16 protein-coding genes are annotated in these 15,345 nt (G+C 63.0%); 14 read left to right on the top strand and 2 right to left on the bottom strand.

Annotated elements, in window-relative coordinates; genetic code table 11:
- Positions 1-130: 130 nt before the first annotated feature.
- Positions 131-1,615, bottom strand: coding sequence for an amidase (locus RMQ73_RS13000; protein WP_409049875.1), 1,485 nt, complete (start codon positions 1,613-1,615; stop codon positions 131-133).
- A 115-nt stretch (positions 1,616-1,730) separates the two neighbouring features.
- On the opposite strand from RMQ73_RS13000, the gene RMQ73_RS12995 reads away from it, so the two are divergent.
- The gene (locus RMQ73_RS12995) at positions 1,731-3,221 is read left to right on the top strand and encodes an ATP-binding protein (RefSeq protein WP_310498715.1); all 1,491 of its coding nucleotides are present in this window, start codon (positions 1,731-1,733) and stop codon (positions 3,219-3,221) included.
- A 7-nt stretch (positions 3,222-3,228) separates the two neighbouring features.
- Positions 3,229-4,122, top strand: a complete 894-nt coding sequence (locus RMQ73_RS12990) for a response regulator transcription factor (protein ID WP_310498713.1) — start codon at positions 3,229-3,231, stop codon at positions 4,120-4,122.
- Between the two features lie 122 nt (positions 4,123-4,244).
- On the opposite strand, the gene RMQ73_RS12985 is transcribed toward RMQ73_RS12990, so the two are convergent.
- Complete coding sequence (locus RMQ73_RS12985) at positions 4,245-4,541, bottom strand: hypothetical protein (RefSeq protein WP_310498712.1); 297 nt, start codon at positions 4,539-4,541, stop codon at positions 4,245-4,247.
- 313 nt (positions 4,542-4,854) lie between these two features.
- Here RMQ73_RS12985 and RMQ73_RS12980 point away from each other — a divergent pair, with 313 nt between their 5' ends.
- From RMQ73_RS12980 to RMQ73_RS12925, 12 genes are all read left to right on the top strand, one after another.
- The gene (locus RMQ73_RS12980; RefSeq protein ID WP_310498711.1) at positions 4,855-5,049 is read left to right on the top strand and encodes a Flp family type IVb pilin; all 195 of its coding nucleotides are present in this window, start codon (positions 4,855-4,857) and stop codon (positions 5,047-5,049) included.
- Between the two features lie 125 nt (positions 5,050-5,174).
- Entirely contained in the window at positions 5,175-5,369 is a 195-nt protein-coding gene (locus tag RMQ73_RS12975; protein WP_310498710.1) for a Flp family type IVb pilin, read from the top strand.
- Positions 5,370-5,448: 79 nt separating this feature from the next.
- Entirely contained in the window at positions 5,449-5,706 is a 258-nt protein-coding gene (locus RMQ73_RS12970) for a hypothetical protein (protein WP_310498709.1), read from the top strand.
- A gap of 173 nt (positions 5,707-5,879) precedes the next feature.
- Positions 5,880-6,743 carry a Flp pilus assembly protein CpaB gene (gene cpaB, locus RMQ73_RS12965; protein WP_310498708.1) on the top strand — a complete coding sequence of 288 codons (864 nt, stop codon included), beginning with the start codon at positions 5,880-5,882 and terminating at the stop codon, positions 6,741-6,743.
- Between the two features lie 8 nt (positions 6,744-6,751).
- Entirely contained in the window at positions 6,752-8,167 is a 1,416-nt protein-coding gene (locus RMQ73_RS12960; RefSeq protein ID WP_310498707.1) for a type II and III secretion system protein family protein, read from the top strand.
- A gap of 2 nt (positions 8,168-8,169) precedes the next feature.
- Entirely contained in the window at positions 8,170-8,469 is a 300-nt protein-coding gene (locus RMQ73_RS12955; RefSeq protein ID WP_310498706.1) for a hypothetical protein, read from the top strand.
- A gap of 1 nt (position 8,470) precedes the next feature.
- Positions 8,471-9,694, top strand: coding sequence for an AAA family ATPase (locus RMQ73_RS12950; RefSeq protein WP_310498705.1), 1,224 nt, complete (start codon positions 8,471-8,473; stop codon positions 9,692-9,694).
- Positions 9,691-11,097, top strand: a complete 1,407-nt coding sequence (locus tag RMQ73_RS12945; protein ID WP_310498704.1) for a CpaF family protein — start codon at positions 9,691-9,693, stop codon at positions 11,095-11,097. The genes RMQ73_RS12950 and RMQ73_RS12945 overlap by 4 nt, the downstream gene beginning before the upstream one ends.
- Complete coding sequence (locus RMQ73_RS12940; protein WP_310498703.1) at positions 11,097-12,095, top strand: type II secretion system F family protein; 999 nt, start codon at positions 11,097-11,099, stop codon at positions 12,093-12,095. Before RMQ73_RS12945 ends, RMQ73_RS12940 begins: the two co-directional genes overlap by 1 nt.
- Before the next feature lie 10 nt (positions 12,096-12,105).
- The gene (locus RMQ73_RS12935) at positions 12,106-13,071 is read left to right on the top strand and encodes a type II secretion system F family protein (RefSeq protein WP_310498702.1); all 966 of its coding nucleotides are present in this window, start codon (positions 12,106-12,108) and stop codon (positions 13,069-13,071) included.
- On the top strand, positions 13,071-14,390 hold the full coding sequence (locus RMQ73_RS12930) for a tetratricopeptide repeat protein (protein ID WP_310498701.1): 1,320 nt from the start codon (positions 13,071-13,073) through the stop codon (positions 14,388-14,390). Before RMQ73_RS12935 ends, RMQ73_RS12930 begins: the two co-directional genes overlap by 1 nt.
- Entirely contained in the window at positions 14,387-15,301 is a 915-nt protein-coding gene (locus RMQ73_RS12925) for a tetratricopeptide repeat protein (RefSeq protein WP_310498700.1), read from the top strand. Before RMQ73_RS12930 ends, RMQ73_RS12925 begins: the two co-directional genes overlap by 4 nt.
- Positions 15,302-15,345 lie beyond the last annotated feature (44 nt).

Raw genomic sequence — 15,345 nt, 5'->3', positions numbered from 1 at the left:
GGACGACGAAGCGTCAGACATGTTCTGCACCGCACCGGTCTTGTTGCCCGCGCTATCGTTGTGCGCCATCGGATCCCCCCGTTTTTTCCATCCCTTGGGGAGGCCCGCCGTGAAGTCAACCGCGCGCCTTTCAGCGCGGTGCCGGTGCCAGCAACGCGGCAACGTCGGGCCGGTCCTCGATGCTTTGGACAAGCTGCGGCACGAGTTTCATGTTCGCTGCTTTTTCAAAGGCGTAACCGAAGCCAAGCAGCCGCGCCTCGCTCCAGGCTGGGCCGATGAACGACAGGCCGACCGGCAACCCGCGCACGCCGCCCATCGGCACGGTGAGGTGCGGATAGCCCGAGACCGCCGCCAGACCGCCGGCACCACCGCCAGGCGACTGGTCGCCGATGACCGTATCGATGAGCCAGGCAGGCGACGCGGTTGGTGACACAAGCGCAGCGACATTGTTGTCGGCGAGCATCTTGTCGATGCCGTCCTTGCCAGCGAGGCGCAAGGAGGTCGCACGCGCCTTGAGATAGTCAGGATCAGCCAGCCCCTTTGTGGCATCTGCCTTTTCAAAGGTGTCCTGACCGAACAACGCCATTTCGGCGGCGGCGTTCGCCTTGTTGAAGGCGATGAGATCGGCAAGGCTGCGCGGCTTCACATTGGCCGGCAGTGTCGCCAGATAGGTTGCCATATCAGCCTTGAGTTCGGTCAACAGCACCTGAAATTCATTGCTGCCGATCTCGCGGCGGCTGTCGAATTTGGTGATGTCGACCAGCACGGCGCCTTGCGCCCGCAGCACAGCGAGTGCCGCCTCGAAGCGGGCATCGACTCCGGCATGCCATCCGGTGGCAAAGCGCAACACGCCGATGCGCTGGCCCCTCAGTGCATCGGGGCGCAAGGCTGCCATGTAATCGCCGCGCCGGGCGTCGGCGTCTTTGGTGGCGCCATCGGCCGGGTCACTGCCGGCAATGGCCGTCAGCACGCGCGCCGCCATGGTCACGTCGCGCGTCATCGGCCCGGCGGTGTCCTGGCTGTGACTGATCGGCACGACATGGGTGCGGCTGACGAGACCGACAGTGGGCTTCAGCCCGACGATGCCGTTCATTGCCGCCGGGCACGTTATCGAGCCATCGGTTTCGGTGCCGATGGCAGCATCGACCATGCCAGACGCCACGGCAGCGCCCGAACCGGACGAGGAGCCGCAGGTGTTACGGTTGAGCGCGTGTGGGTTGCGGGTCTGGCCGCCGACCGCGCTCCAGCCCGAAATCGAGGCATCCGCGCGGATGTTTGCCCATTCCGACAAATTGGTCTTGCCCAGCATGACTGCGCCCGCCCGCCGCAGCCGCGCCACCAGCGGCGCGTCGCGGCCAGTGACATTGTCCTTCAAGGCGAGGCTGCCGGCAGTGGTCGGCAACGGTCCGGCGGTTTCGACATTGTCCTTGATCAGCATCGGCACGCCGTGCAGCACGCCGCGCGGCCCCTTGGACGCATCCAATACCCGGGCCTGATCGGCAGCGGTGGGATCAAGCGCGATCACGGCATTCAACCTGGGATTGAGCGCCCCGACGCGGGCGATGGCGGCCAATGTGTTGGCCTGCGCCGCACCCACCGCATTATCCGCTGCCAAAGCAGGCCCCGCCAGAACTGCCGCAAATCCAGCGCTCAAAAGTGTAATCCGCATCATTTTCCCCGCTTTCGTATCTGCCCGGCAATTGCCGCAGGCCCCTGCCGTGGATAGGGTTATGCCTTGGGAGCTCCAGAGTGGCGACAGCAAATTGACGGATGTGACACCCGATGCGGGCGGCGCGGCGCTGGCGGCCATGGCGCAGGCGCGCGATGCGGCCGAGGCGGCGAATCTGGCCAAGACGCGCTTCCTGATCGGGCTCAGTCACGAAATCCGCTCGCCCTTGAATGCCATCCACGGCTATGCACAGCTGCTCGAACGCGGCGCTGCCATTTCGCCGAGCGATGCCGGGCGCATCATCCGCCGGTCATCGGAGCATCTGTCCAACCTGATCGACGGCCTGCTCGACATCAGCCGCATCGAAGGCGGCGTGCTGAAACTGTCGCAGGACATTGTTCCTCTGCACCTGTTTCTCGATCAACTTGCCGCGATGTTCAGCCTGCAGGCAGCCGAAAAGGGGCTGGCCTTTCACTATCGGCCCGCCGCCAATCTGCCGGCACATGTCCGCGCCGATGAAAAGCGACTGCGCCAGGTGCTGATCAACCTGCTGTCCAACGCCATCAAATATACGCCCGGCGGCGAAGTCAGCATGACGGTGCGCTATCGCGGCCTGGTGGCGGAATTCGAGATCGCCGACACCGGCATCGGAATTGCGCCTGATGACCTTGCTCGCATTTTCGAGCCGTTCGACCGTGGTTCGGCCAAGGCTGCAAAGACCGCGCCCGGCACCGGGCTTGGGCTGGCGCTTTCGCGCATGCTCGCGCACGTCATGGGCGGCGAGATCATGGTCACCAGCACGCCGGGCACCGGCAGCCGTTTTTCTCTCAAGCTGATGTTGAGCGAGCCGGCGCAATTGCCCGCCGAAACCAGCCGCGCCGACATCGTCAGCTATGATGGACCGCGCCGCACGCTGTTGGCCATAGATGATGATCCGGCCCAGTTGGCGGTGCTTCAGGGTCTGCTCCGGCCGTTGGGGTTTTCGGTATTTGCAGCCGGCAGCGGCTCGGCCGGGCTTAATCTCGCGCAGCATTGTCGGCCGGATCTCGTGCTGCTGGATGTCGAAATGCCGGGCCTGTCGGGTTGGGAGGTGGCGCGGCAGTTGCGGGCGGATTTCGGTGATGCGCTGGGCATACTGATGGTGTCGGGCAACGCCCATGAATTCATCGGTAGCGAGCTTGATGACCGTCATGGCGCACGCATGCCGCACGACGGCTTTGTGTTGAAGCCGGTCGATCAGAACGCCTTGCTGGAGGCTCTGGCGCGTCATTTGGACCTCAGCTGGAACCGGGTGGCTATTGGCGACGCGCCCGTGGTCGGCCCGCGTCCGGTCGACCCCGGGCTTCCAGTTGCAGCCGCCGCGCATCGCGATACATTGTCCAGACTGGTGCGTACCGGCAATATCAAGGCCTTGGCGGCGGCACTGGATTCGCTCGACACCGAGATCCCCGGGGCCGCCGCCTTGACAGGACGGCTGCGTGCGGCCCTTGATGACTTCGACTTGGCCCGCTTTGCCAAACTGCTTGACCAACCGCCTGGTGGACCCGCCTGACCCGACCATGACCGACGCTGAACGCCCCATCATACTTGTCGTTGACGATGCACCCGATGCGTTGCGGTTCCTGACCGATACGCTGGAGGGACAGGGCTATGGCTGGCGTATCGCGCGCGACGGCGAAGCGGCGCTGGCATCTGCACAGGCCGAATTGCCCGACCTCATCCTGATGGACGCCGTGATGCCGGGCATGGGCGGCTTTGAAGCCACGCGCAGGTTGAAGGCCGATCCCGCCACACGGGCCGTGCCGGTCATCTTCATGACGGGCCTGACCGATACCGACAATGTGGTCGAGGGGCTGGCAGCCGGCGGCGTCGATTATGTCACCAAGCCCATTGCCGTCGCCGAACTGCTGGCCCGGCTGCGCGTCCATCTGGGCAATGCCCGCATCCAGCGCGGCGCCCATGCTGCGCTCGACGCCAGCAATCGCAGCCTCGTGGCGCTGGACGCCGGTGGCCGCATCTTGTGGACAACGCCGCGCAGTGCCGAAATCCTGGTCCGCCACTTTGCGGCAGGGCCAGGCGACGCGCTGCCGCCTGCCCTGGCCGGGCAACTGTCACGGCTGGCCGAAGGCGAGGCGCGGGTCCGCCATGAATTCGACGATGGCCGGGTTGAGTTCGCTGCGGTGGCCGGCCAGGTTGGCGAGCGGCATTTCCGGGTGACGGAACTGCGCGAAGGCGCCGAGCAGCGCCTACTCGCCAGCCGCCATGGCCTTACCGAACGCGAAGCCGAAGTGCTGCTGTGGATCAGCCGGGGCAAGGCCAATCGCGAGATTTCCGAGATCCTGGGGATTTCCCCGCGCACGGTGAACAAGCACCTGGAACAGATTTTCGAGAAGATGGGGATCGAGAATCGCGCATCTGCCGCGGCGGCAGCCGTCAAGACATTGTCGCACTGATCGCGAACCGCACAGTTCTTGGGCTTGGGACAGCGGTGTCTGCGGATTGCGCAAGTCCGGGGTAGCCCTCCTATCGGGCCAAGACCTGAGTGGGCGCGGCACACAAGACCGTCACATGCCGGCTATTGCGTCAGAGCTGACTGGCGACTGAATTCGGCCGTCTTCAGCAGGCAGTTGGTTGCGGCAGAATGACGCAGGCGTATCAACATGAATGGAATTTCGGCGATTCTACCGGGTTTGGCGCGGGGAAGAGGCAGCCCCGCCCGATGATCGCGCGCTTCATCGACACATTCGTTCGGTTCACCGCAGTTCTTGATCAGACCTATTGATTCGGCTTTCTGGTCCAAAGTGAACATTAAATCTTCGTAATAGTTGTGACAATCCGGAAATTTCTTGGGGGTGTCGAGTCGCTTTTGCAATCTTGCGCTGTGGAATCGGATTCTTTCGTTTCGACATCTAAACATTAATTATCAACGACTTGCATAACTTTCCTCAACCACAATTAACACTTCCTCATGGGTCTTAACATGAGGTAAAATATGAGCAGATGCTCGTAAGTGATTTTTAATATTGTCCAATTGCATGCCGTTATGTATCTATCTCGTGGGGATACGAACGGCGGGGGCAATCAAACCGCTTCAAGCAGCCGACGTAAACGGCGATCCCGTCCTGTCGTCATTACGGCGATGGGTGAGCAGAGCGGCTTCGGCCGGAACAGAGGGAAACAGGGTTATGATGAAATTTCTGAAGAGCCTTAAGGGCGACAAGTCCGGCGCCTCGGCTGCCGAATACGCGCTCATTGTTGCCGTGCTTGGCGGCTTTGTCGTTGCCGGCGCCACCCTGTTCGGTGGCAGCCTGTCGGGCGCGCTGGACACGACCGGCAAGGATCTGGCTGCCGAAGCAACCGCCGGCGCCGCAGCCAAATAAGAAATTCTGACCCGTCGGTTTTGTTGCTCATGGGCAACAAGATCGGCGGCCAGAATTGCCTTGCCCCCCGGAGCGGAACTTCCCGGAGCGAGGCTATTCCCAACCATCAGTAAAGGTGATTTCCAATGCGTAACTTCTTCATGAATCTCAAGGGTGACAAGTCCGGCGCCTCGGCCGCCGAATACGCGCTGATCGTTGCCGTGCTCGGCGGTTTCGTCGTCGCCGGTGCCACCCTGTTCGGCGGCAGCCTCAAGGGCGCGCTGGACACCACCGGCAAGGATCTGACGGCCGAAGCAACCGCCGGCGCCGCAGCCAAGTAAGCTGACGTCTCGTATCCCGGCCGGGACCACCTTGGTGGCCCGACCGGGATACAACACCCCGGACCAAGGTGGCCCAGGCATGCAATCAGCGGTTACCATGTTGGTACGACGACTTTGCGGCCTGGTTGCACGATTTCGGACGCGCGATAGCGGGCTTGGGCAATGCCGGTCTGGTGCATCTGCCGCTGAATATGCGTTGATTGTCGCGGTGATGGGCGGTTTCGTGGTTGGTGCGACGACCTTGTTCGGCGGATCCATGCAGGCGGCGCTCAAGACCGCGGGTGACGCCACGCTGGACAGGGCCAAGGAAGGCGCCAAAGCCGGCAACGTTGGTTGACGGTTCAGGGGTTTTGCCAGGGCCAGCGAGAATACGGACAGGCGCATTGGTGCGCCGTCATTGAGTTTTCATAGTCTGTCAGGCGGACATCGTCCGGACAGACATTTCACGGGACGGAGGGGGTCGCTTGTGATGCACAGGAACGAATCCGCGCCGGCAGCCAGGAGCCGCTGATGCGCCGATCCTCCATCATCATGCTTGTCGCAGCAGTAATGCTCGGTCTTTTGGCCGTACTTTTCGCGCGCAGCTTTGTCTCCAAGAGCAGCGATCCTGCCGTCGCCGCCTTGCGCACCGTGCCGGTTGTGGTCGCTCAGACAGATATTCCATTCGGCGAGAAGCTTGCCGTCGAAAAGCTCAAGGTTGTCGACTGGCCGGCCGATACAGTGCCGCAGGGCAGCTTCCAGCGTGTGGCCGATCTCGTCACCGACGAAGGGCGCATTTCGATGCGCGCCATCGGTGCCAACGAAATCGTGCTGATGTCCGCCGTGTCGGACCAGTCCAACCGGCTTTCGACGACGAAATTGCTGGCCCCGAACATGCGCGCCGTATCGGTGCCGCTCAACGAAGTCACCGGGGTGGCCGGCATGGTCTATCCGGGTGACCGGGTGGATGTGTATTTCACCCGCCAGCCCGAAGAAGCGCAGCCCTATGGCGAGTTGTTGGCGCAGGGTGCGCGCGTGCTGGCGGTGGGCCAGGACATGAACGTCGGCAAGGACAAGCCCGAGCTGGTCAAGGCCGCCACCATCGAGGTGACCCCGCTGCAGGCGCAGAAGATCGCTCTGGCCCAGACAGTTGGCAACCTCGTGCTGGCGCTGCGCCAATTCACCGACGAGAGCCGCATCCGACTGGAAACGCTGCAAGTTACCGATCTGAACGATGGCACCATAACCCGCCTCATCCGCCGCCAGAATTCTGGTGGTGGCCAGGCGGCACCAGCGGCGGCGGCCGGCCCGAGCGGCCCGGCGACACCGCGCGGTCCCACAGTCCAGGTCATTCGCGGCAGCGAAGGCAGCACCATGCCGATCCTGGGTGAATGAAAATGACCATGACACACCCCAAAACATCGCTCCGCTGCCTGGCGCTGGCGCTTGCCTTCGCCGCGCCGATAGACGCGCCTTCCACGGCGCAGGCCCAGTCCGGCGTGGCCGAGGCGCGTTCCGGTGCGCAGATGCTGCTGCCGGTCAACAAGTCACAAACTTTGCGCGTGCCCCGGCCCTATGCCCGGGTCGCAGTCGGAAATCCCAAGATTGCCGATGTTGTTCCGGTGTCGTCCACCAGCGTTTATCTGCTGGGCAAGGACATGGGATCGACCAACCTGACGCTGTATGATCGCACCGGCGGCGTGATTGCGATCATCGATGTCATCGTCACGCCCGATGCGCTCGGCCTGAAACAGAAACTGGCCGAAATCCTGCCGACCGAAGCCATCGGCGTGCAGGTTTCGAACGACAATGTCGTGCTGTCCGGCACGGTGTCGAGCGCCGCTGCCGCCGGGCGGGCGGCCATCATCGCAGAAACCTATGCACCCAAGCGCGTCATCAACATGATGGGCATCGGCACCGCCCAGCAAATCCTGCTCGAAGTGCGCTTTGCCGAAATGCAGCGCGGCACGGTCAAGCGCCTGGGGATCAACCGGTTCGATTTCACGAGCAACCGGTTCGACTATTCTCCCGACACTCCCGGTAACAATGGTCAAGTTTTTGCACCGGGCCCGGGCGGAACCGGAAATTTCACAGCTGGCGTCACGTTGCCGAACTTTCGCGTCAGCTTCTCCGCTCTGGAGCAGCAAGGCCTGATCCGCACGCTGGCACAGCCGAACATCGTGGCGCTGTCCGGCGAAACCGCGACATTCCTGGCAGGCGGCGAGTTTCCAGTGCCCGTGGGCGTGGCGCTCAATGGCCAGGTGTCGATCGAATTCAAGCAGTTCGGTGTGGGCCTCGCTTTCACGCCGACCCTGCTCGAAGACGGGCTGGTCAATCTGGTCATTTCGCCCGAAGTCAGCTCGCTTGATCCAGCGGCAGGCATCGACATTGCCGGGCTGCGCGTTCCCGGCCTGAAAGTCCGGCGGGCACGCACCACGCTGGAACTGCGCGATGGCGAAACATTCGCGCTGGCCGGTCTCATCCAGAGCGATTTCAAGGATACGGTCCGCGCCGTACCGCTGCTCGGCAAGGTGCCGATCATCGGCGCATTGTTCCGCTCCACCGATTTCGACCGCCAGGAAACCGAACTGGTCATTCTGGTGACGCCGCGCATCGTGCGCCCGGTCAAGGCCGGCACCAAGCTGGTATTGCCCACGGACCGCATATTGGAACCCGGCGAAGGCGATCTGTTCCTGCTCGGCAAGGCCGAGCGCAAGGGCGGACTGCCGACGGCTCCGACAGGTCCGCTTCCCGGCCCTGCCGGCGGTATCAACCAGCCCGGCGGCATTGCCGCCGAACACGGCCATATTGTGAGGTGATCATGCGCAAATCATTCGCGTCGCTCGCATTTCTGGCCCTTTCTCTGGCGGCCGTGCCGGCGTTCGCCGCTCCAGAGGAGCAGCTCGGCGCCACCGTGCAGGCCAATATCGCCGCCATGGTAGTGGACCTCAACCCGACCTGGGCCGGCGTGCCAATGGAAGGCACCAGTGGCATATTGGGAGAGCGCGCCTTCAGGCGATATCGCACCGACGCGACAAAGCCGCTGATACCGCTGTCCGGCAAGTCCAATGTCGGGCAGGTCAGCAATAGCGCCGCCACAGTGCCGCAGGGGAGCAACTGATATGCTCGCCCGCCTTGCCGCACTGACCGGCCAGTCGGTGCCGGAACAGCCTGAGCCGCAGGGCAAGCCGGGCGCATTGCGGGTTTCGCTGATCCTGACAGACGTCACGCTGACGCGGATGGACCCGGCTCGCATGACTCTGCCGGGTATCGATCTCCGGATCGTCGAAGGCGGGCTGGCTGCATTTGCCGCCAATGCGCCCCTGCAGCGGCGCACGGACGTGGTCGTCATCGAACTCGACCCTGACAATGCCCGCGAAGTTGCCGCACTTGAGGATTTCGCCGCTGCCAACCCGGGCCGTCTGCCCGTGATTGCCGCAGTGCGCGACCTGACCGTGCCCGTAACGCGGCGGCTGCTGCGGTCCGATATCGCCGATGTGCTGCCCATTCCCTTCAACATCGAGGAACTGTCGCAAGCGATCGAGACCGGCCGCGACCGGATATCCCAGTCGCGCTCGGCGCAAGGACCGTCGCGGCTTGGACATATCATTGCCATCCAGAGCGCCATGGGCGGAACCGGCGGTACCATGCTGGCCTCCCAGATTGCCCAGATCTGGAGCGAGAAACGCAGCGTCTGCCTGATTGACCTTGATGTGCAACAGGGCAATGCTGCGCTTTACCTCAATCTCAAGCCGCGGCTGTCGATCGCCGATCTGGTCGAGGCCGATGACCGCCTTGACGGCGAATTTCTGCGAATGGTTGCCGAACGTCACAAATCCGGCCTGTCGGTCATTGCCGCGCCCAGCGACATGACTCCAATGGATGCGCTGTCGCCGGATTTCATCGATCGCCTGCTTGATGTCGCGGCACAGCAGTTCGATCTGGTCATCGTCGATCTGCCGGGTATCTGGCTCGACTGGACTGCGGCGGCGATGCAAAAATCCGACGTCATCGCACTCGTCACCGTGATGACCGTGCCAGGCATTCACCAGGCTCGGCGGCAGCTTGATGTGATCGAAGCCAACACCCTGTCCGACCGCGTCCGTATTGTCCTCAACCGCATGCCGGTCGGCATGTTCGGCAAGATAGACGTCAGCGAAGCAGAAAGTGCTCTGCGTCACCGGGTGCATTTTGCCATCAGCAACGACTATCCAACCGTCAGTTCCGCCATTGATGAAGGCAAGCTGATCTCGCAGATCAAGATGAAATCGCGAGTGGAAAAGGATATCCGGCAAATTGCCGTGGCCGTGGCCGAGGAAATGGCCCAGATGGGTGTCCTGGCATGATTTTTCCTACACGTCGCAACCAGCCGACACCGACGGCGCCCGTAGAAAATGGTGCCGAAAAGTCGGTGGCCCCGACGCAGGTGGTCCAGCCGACGGCATCCGTCGTGTCGCTGCGCGACCGGCGGCGCGACGACTACACCGAGCTTAAGGTCGGGCTGCACCAGCAATTGATCGACCGCATCAATCTGGCCGCCCTCGACACGATGACGCGCGAACAGATGCAACGCGATATCGGCGATATCGTCCAGGAAATGCTGAAGGAAAACAACCACGCCCTGAACGCCACGGAGCGGCGCCAGCTGGTTGAGGACATTCTCGACGAATTGCTGGGCCTGGGGCCTTTGGAGCCGCTGCTCAAGGACCCGACGATTTCGGATATCATGGTCAATTCCGCGACCAAGGTCTTTGTCGAACGGCGCGGACGCATCGAGGAAGTCGGCACACGATTTGCCAATGACGCGCATCTGCTCAGGATTATCGGCAAAATCGTCTCGGCCGTCGGTCGCCGCGTCGATGAAAGCTCGCCGATGGTCGACGCGCGTTTGCCCGATGGCAGCCGCGTCAATGCCATCATTCCGCCGCTGGCCCTTGACGGGCCCTGCGTCTCGATCCGGAAATTCCCGCCCAGCCGCACCAGCCTTGATATGCTGGTCGGCTATGGCTCGATGACCGCAGATTGCGCCGAAATGCTGCGCGCTGTCGTCGCCAGCCGGCGCAACCTGATCGTGTCGGGCGGCACCGGCTCGGGCAAGACGACGATGCTCAATGCACTTTCGGCGTCGATTGGCGCAACCGAGCGCCTTGTCACGATCGAAGACTCCGCCGAACTCCAATTGCAGCAGGAACATATCGTCCGACTGGAAACCCGTCCGCCCAACATCGAAGGACGCGGGGAAGTCACGCAGCGCGATCTCGTCAAGAACGCGCTCCGCATGCGTCCCGACCGGGTCATCCTGGGGGAAATCCGCTCCGGCGAGGCGTTCGACATGCTCCAGGCCATGAACACGGGCCATGACGGGTCGATGACTACGGTCCATGCCAACACGCCGCGCGATGCACTGTCGCGTATCGAGCAAATGATCGGCATGTCGGGCATCGATATTTCGCCCAAATCGGCGCGCGCCCAAATTGCCTCGGCGATCCAGGTCGTGCTCCAGTTGGAGCGTCTTTCCGACGGCACCCGCCGCGTCACCTCGGTTGCGGAAGTGACCGGGATGGAGGGCGAGATCATCCTCATGCAGGAAATCTTCAAGTTCATCCGCGAGGGCGTGGACGAGAATGGCAAGGTCGTCGGCGAAATGCGTCCGATGGGTGTACGCCCGCGGTTCATGGAAGCACTGAAGGCCCGCGGTTTCGATCTGCCTTCGACCCTGTTCGACCCGTTCCGTCGGAAGGATATCTGATGTTTGAAGGTCTTTACGACCCCGAGGCCTTGTTCTCGGCCATCGTGTTTTTCGCCGTTGTTCTGCTCGCGGAAGGCGGCTTCCTGTGGTGGCGCGACGTCTATGGGCCGAAGACGCGGGTCGGCAAGCGCATGGCAATGATCGGTCAAGGTGCGTCGGCTGAAGAAATCATCACGGCGCTGCGCCGCCAGAGCACAGATGTGTCCAAATCGCTGCTGCCGTCGGTCATCAAATATCTGGACAGCCGAATGGACCAGGCCGGTATTCGCATGGGCGCCAGCCGGCTTCTGGCTATCATGGCAAGCGTCACCTTGGCCATCGGCCTGTTTTTCCCCATTATTGGCGGCATTACCGGGCAGATCCGGTCGGGCGGCGCCGTCGTGCTCATTTTGCTGTTTGCCGGCGGAATCGGTATCGCGTTGCCGATTCTGGCGATCAATTACATCGCGGCAAAGCGCATGAAGAAACTGGAAGCCCAGTTTCCTGTCGCGCTCGACATTCTGGTGCGCGGTCTTCGGGCCGGTTATCCGGTAACCAGTGCCATGGAGCTGGTCACCAACGAAGTTGCCGATCCACTGTCCTCCGAAATGGGTCTGGTCGTTGCGGAAATGAACTACGGCTACTCGCTGCGTGATGCGCTGCAGAACCTGGCCGGCCGCGTTCAGACGCAGGATATCCAGATGTTCGTGGTGTCGGTATCGATCCAGGCAGAGACCGGCGGCAGCCTTGCTGATATTCTCGAAGGCCTGACGTCGGTGATCCGCGACCGCGCCTCCATGGTGCTCAAGGTCCGGGCGTTGGCCTCCGAAGGCAAGATGACCGGCTCGCTGCTCACGGCCCTGCCGATCATCACTTTTGTGTCGATGTTCATGTATCAGCCGGAATTCTACCTCGATGTCGTGGACGACCCATGGTTCATGCCGGGCGTGCTGGGCGTGCTGTGCCTTTATTCGCTGGGGGTCGTCACGATGAACCGCATGATGTCCATCAAGGTTTGAGGAGGCGACCATGTTGATCGAAGACGATTTCGCATCCTGGATCATCCTTGGGATGGTGTTTGTCGCGGTTGTTCTGGTGGTGCTGGCGCTTGCACCGGCAATCCTGGGCCGTACCAACATCAAGTCGCGGCTCGCGTCGCAGGGCGGCTCGGCCGCCAGCATGGATAGCATGCCGGGCAGTATCCGCGCCGATCAGGGCAGCACGGCCTGGGCGCGCCTGATTGCCGAGATCGAAAAGCGCGGCTTGTCACTACCCGACACCAAACGCGACCAGGTGGCCGAGAAGCTCATGCTGGCTGGCTGGGACCAGCCCTACGCACCGCGCGCCTTTGTGCTGGCGCGGACGGCCATGACACTTGGTCTGCCCATCTTTCTTCTTGCTTTCATTGCGCTTTCCGGTAGCTGGCCAGCCCCCGGCAAGCTGTACATGCTGCTGACTGGCGCGGCTATCTTCGGGCTTTATCTGCCAAACCTCATTGTCCAGGGCAAGGCTGACCGGCGCAAGCAGGAGATCCTCAATGGCTTTCCGGACACGCTGGATCTGCTGCTGGTATGCATCGAGGCGGGCCTTGGCATCGACGCTGCGTTCAACCGCGTCGGCCAGGAAATCGTCAGTTCCCACCCGCTGCTGGCGCAATTGTTCGCCAACGTCAGCCTTGAACTGCGTGCCGGGCGCAGCCGGGAAGTCGCGCTCAAGACGCTGGCCAGAAAAAGCGGCCTGATCGAGATCGGGTCATTCTGCACTCTGATCATCCAGTCGGACAAGCTTGGCGCGTCCATTGCCCAGGCCCTGCGTGTCTACGCCAGCGAGATGCGCGAATCGCGTCGGATGAGGGCCGAGGAAAAAGCCCATCGCATCCCGGTGCTCCTATCGATTCCGTTGGTCTGCTTCATGCTGCCCACCATGGTGTCCGTCCTGATGTTGCCCGCTGCCATTGGCATGAAGGGCGCCATGGGCACGGCGGAGAGCAAGTGATGAAACAAGGCCAGATCCCCCCACAATCGGGTTTCGCCGGCGCAGACAGTGCAGGCGCGATCGGCGCCACGGCGCTGCTGGGGCTGTTTCTGGGCGGGGTCGTCATCGATGCCGCCCCGGTTCATGCCCGCACGGCCATGCCCGAAGGTGTGCGGGCGCGGTCCCTTGGCCTGGACATCACGTCGGGCGATCATTTCCAGACCGGCAAGGCGCTTTTGGCCGCCGGCAATGTTGCTGGCGCACTGGCAGCATTTCGCACGGCCGTGGAAACTGATCCGCGCGACATCAATGCATTGAACGGCATCGGCGTCAGCTATGACAAGCTTGGCAGGCCTGACCTGGCCCGCAACGCCTATGAAGCGGCCCTGGAAATCGATCCCCGCGCCAGTGACGTGCTGTATAACCTTGGCTATTCGCTCTATCGCTCGGGTCAGGCAAGTGCCGCGATTGCGCCGCTGCAGCTCGCCTTGCGCACGGGTGACACCGCAGTACAAGGCGCCGCCCGCCGCGTGCTGACGCTGGTCGGCGACGCCATTGCCACGGCCAATGCCCGCGCAAATATCATCGCGCCCCCGGCCGTTCTGGCGCTTGCGCCCGAAGCTGCGACCAGCCCTGCCGCCCATGCCGCGACCGCGGCGCCAGTGATGCTTGCGAAAGCCGATCGGGCAGCCGCACTGGCTTCTGCCGCGACAACCGCACCCACGCCCGCACCCCGGATTGAAGTGTCCAGCGGCGGCGAGATGCAACTGGTCATGACACCCGTTGACGCGTCACTTGAATTGGCTGCCGCCCTTGGTGAGCAGGCTGCGCTGGTGACCGTGACCACCATGAAAAGCCCGGAACAGGAGATGGAGATGGACGTAGCATTCGCCAGCAATGCGCGGGCCGATATCGACCCTGCCGGGAGCAGCGCCATCCCGTTTGAGCGGACAGCAGCAGACGCATCACCCAGTCCAGTCGATTCCACCAATTTGCCAGCCATCCGTTCCGAATGGTTGGCAGCGCCTGCCAGTGCCGCCAGCCTCCAGCAAACGGCTTACACGGTGTCCAGTGGCCCCAGCCCGCTTGTCTCGGCCTTGCTGGCAGCGATGGATCGACCGGAAAAAGGCCTGGATGCCGGCTGGCAGTTTGCTGACCGGCACGGCGCAGTGCCTGCGCCGCCTTTGGACATACCAGCAGAGCCGAACGCAAGTCAGGACGCGATGGTGACAGAACGGCCGAGGCCAGCGGACGGTGACCAGCGCGCACCGGTTGCATTGGCCGAAGCAGTCGCGCGGCTTGAAGAACTGGTGGCAGCCGCCCGGGCCGCACAGGCGTGATATTCAAGGAACGGCTGCGCTATCCCGTGCGGCTGACGATCCTTGCGGCGTCCGCAATACTGTCATGCATCACGCCAGGTGCCGCCACACCGGCATTGGCAGCAAAAAAGCCCGTTCCGGCATTGGTCGCGCTGCCAGTGGCGCCGCCCACGCCTGAAACGCTGGCAATGATCGATGCCGCCCTGCGTGAAGGCAGGCTGGACGCGGCGCGTGAAGCCATTGGCCGATCCTGGGCCAGCGGCAGCACCGAAGTACAGCTGCGCGGCGCCGAGCTAGCGCTGGCCAGCGGGTCGCTAGCCGAAGCAGCTGACGGCTTTGGCCAGTTGATCGATGACCCGTTACTCGGCGCCCGCGCCGCCCAGGGACTTGGCGTCACGCAATTGCGGCAGGGCAAGACCAGCGACGCCGTAAAGTCACTCGACGCCGCACTGGCACGGGATCCGACGCTTGTGCGGGCGTGGAATGCCCGCGGCGTGGCGGCTGACCGCTTGCAGGACTGGCCAGCCTCGGACAACGCCTATGACAAGGCATTGGCGCTGGCACCTGATGCCGCCGATATCCTGAGCAACCGCGGCTATTCGCAGATGTTGCGGCAGCATTTTTCGGCGGCGGAAACCGATTTTGCCCGCGCGGTAATGCTCGACCCGAAATTGCCGGCGGCGCGCACCAATCTGCGGATCGCCCGTGCCATGCAGGGCCGATACGAAGAGGCCTTTCAGGGCGCCACAAAATTGACCCTCGCCGATGACCTGAACACCGTCGGCTATGCGGCCATGGCGCGCGGCGATCTTGCGGTGGCCGAGGCCTATTTCAACCGCGCAATGTCACTGAACCCCAACTTCGACCGCGCGGCCTGGGCCAATTTGCAGTATCTGAAATCCCTGCAGGGCAAGCCGGCGGGGGACCCTTGATGACGCTGGCATTGGCAGCGGTGCTGGTGGCCGCGGCCGCCTTG

Origin of the sequence: Sandarakinorhabdus sp., assembly GCF_031430775.1 — a bacterium.
GTDB lineage: Bacteria > Pseudomonadota > Alphaproteobacteria > Sphingomonadales > Sphingomonadaceae > Sandarakinorhabdus.
This window is presented reverse-complemented; position numbering and strand designations above follow the sequence as displayed.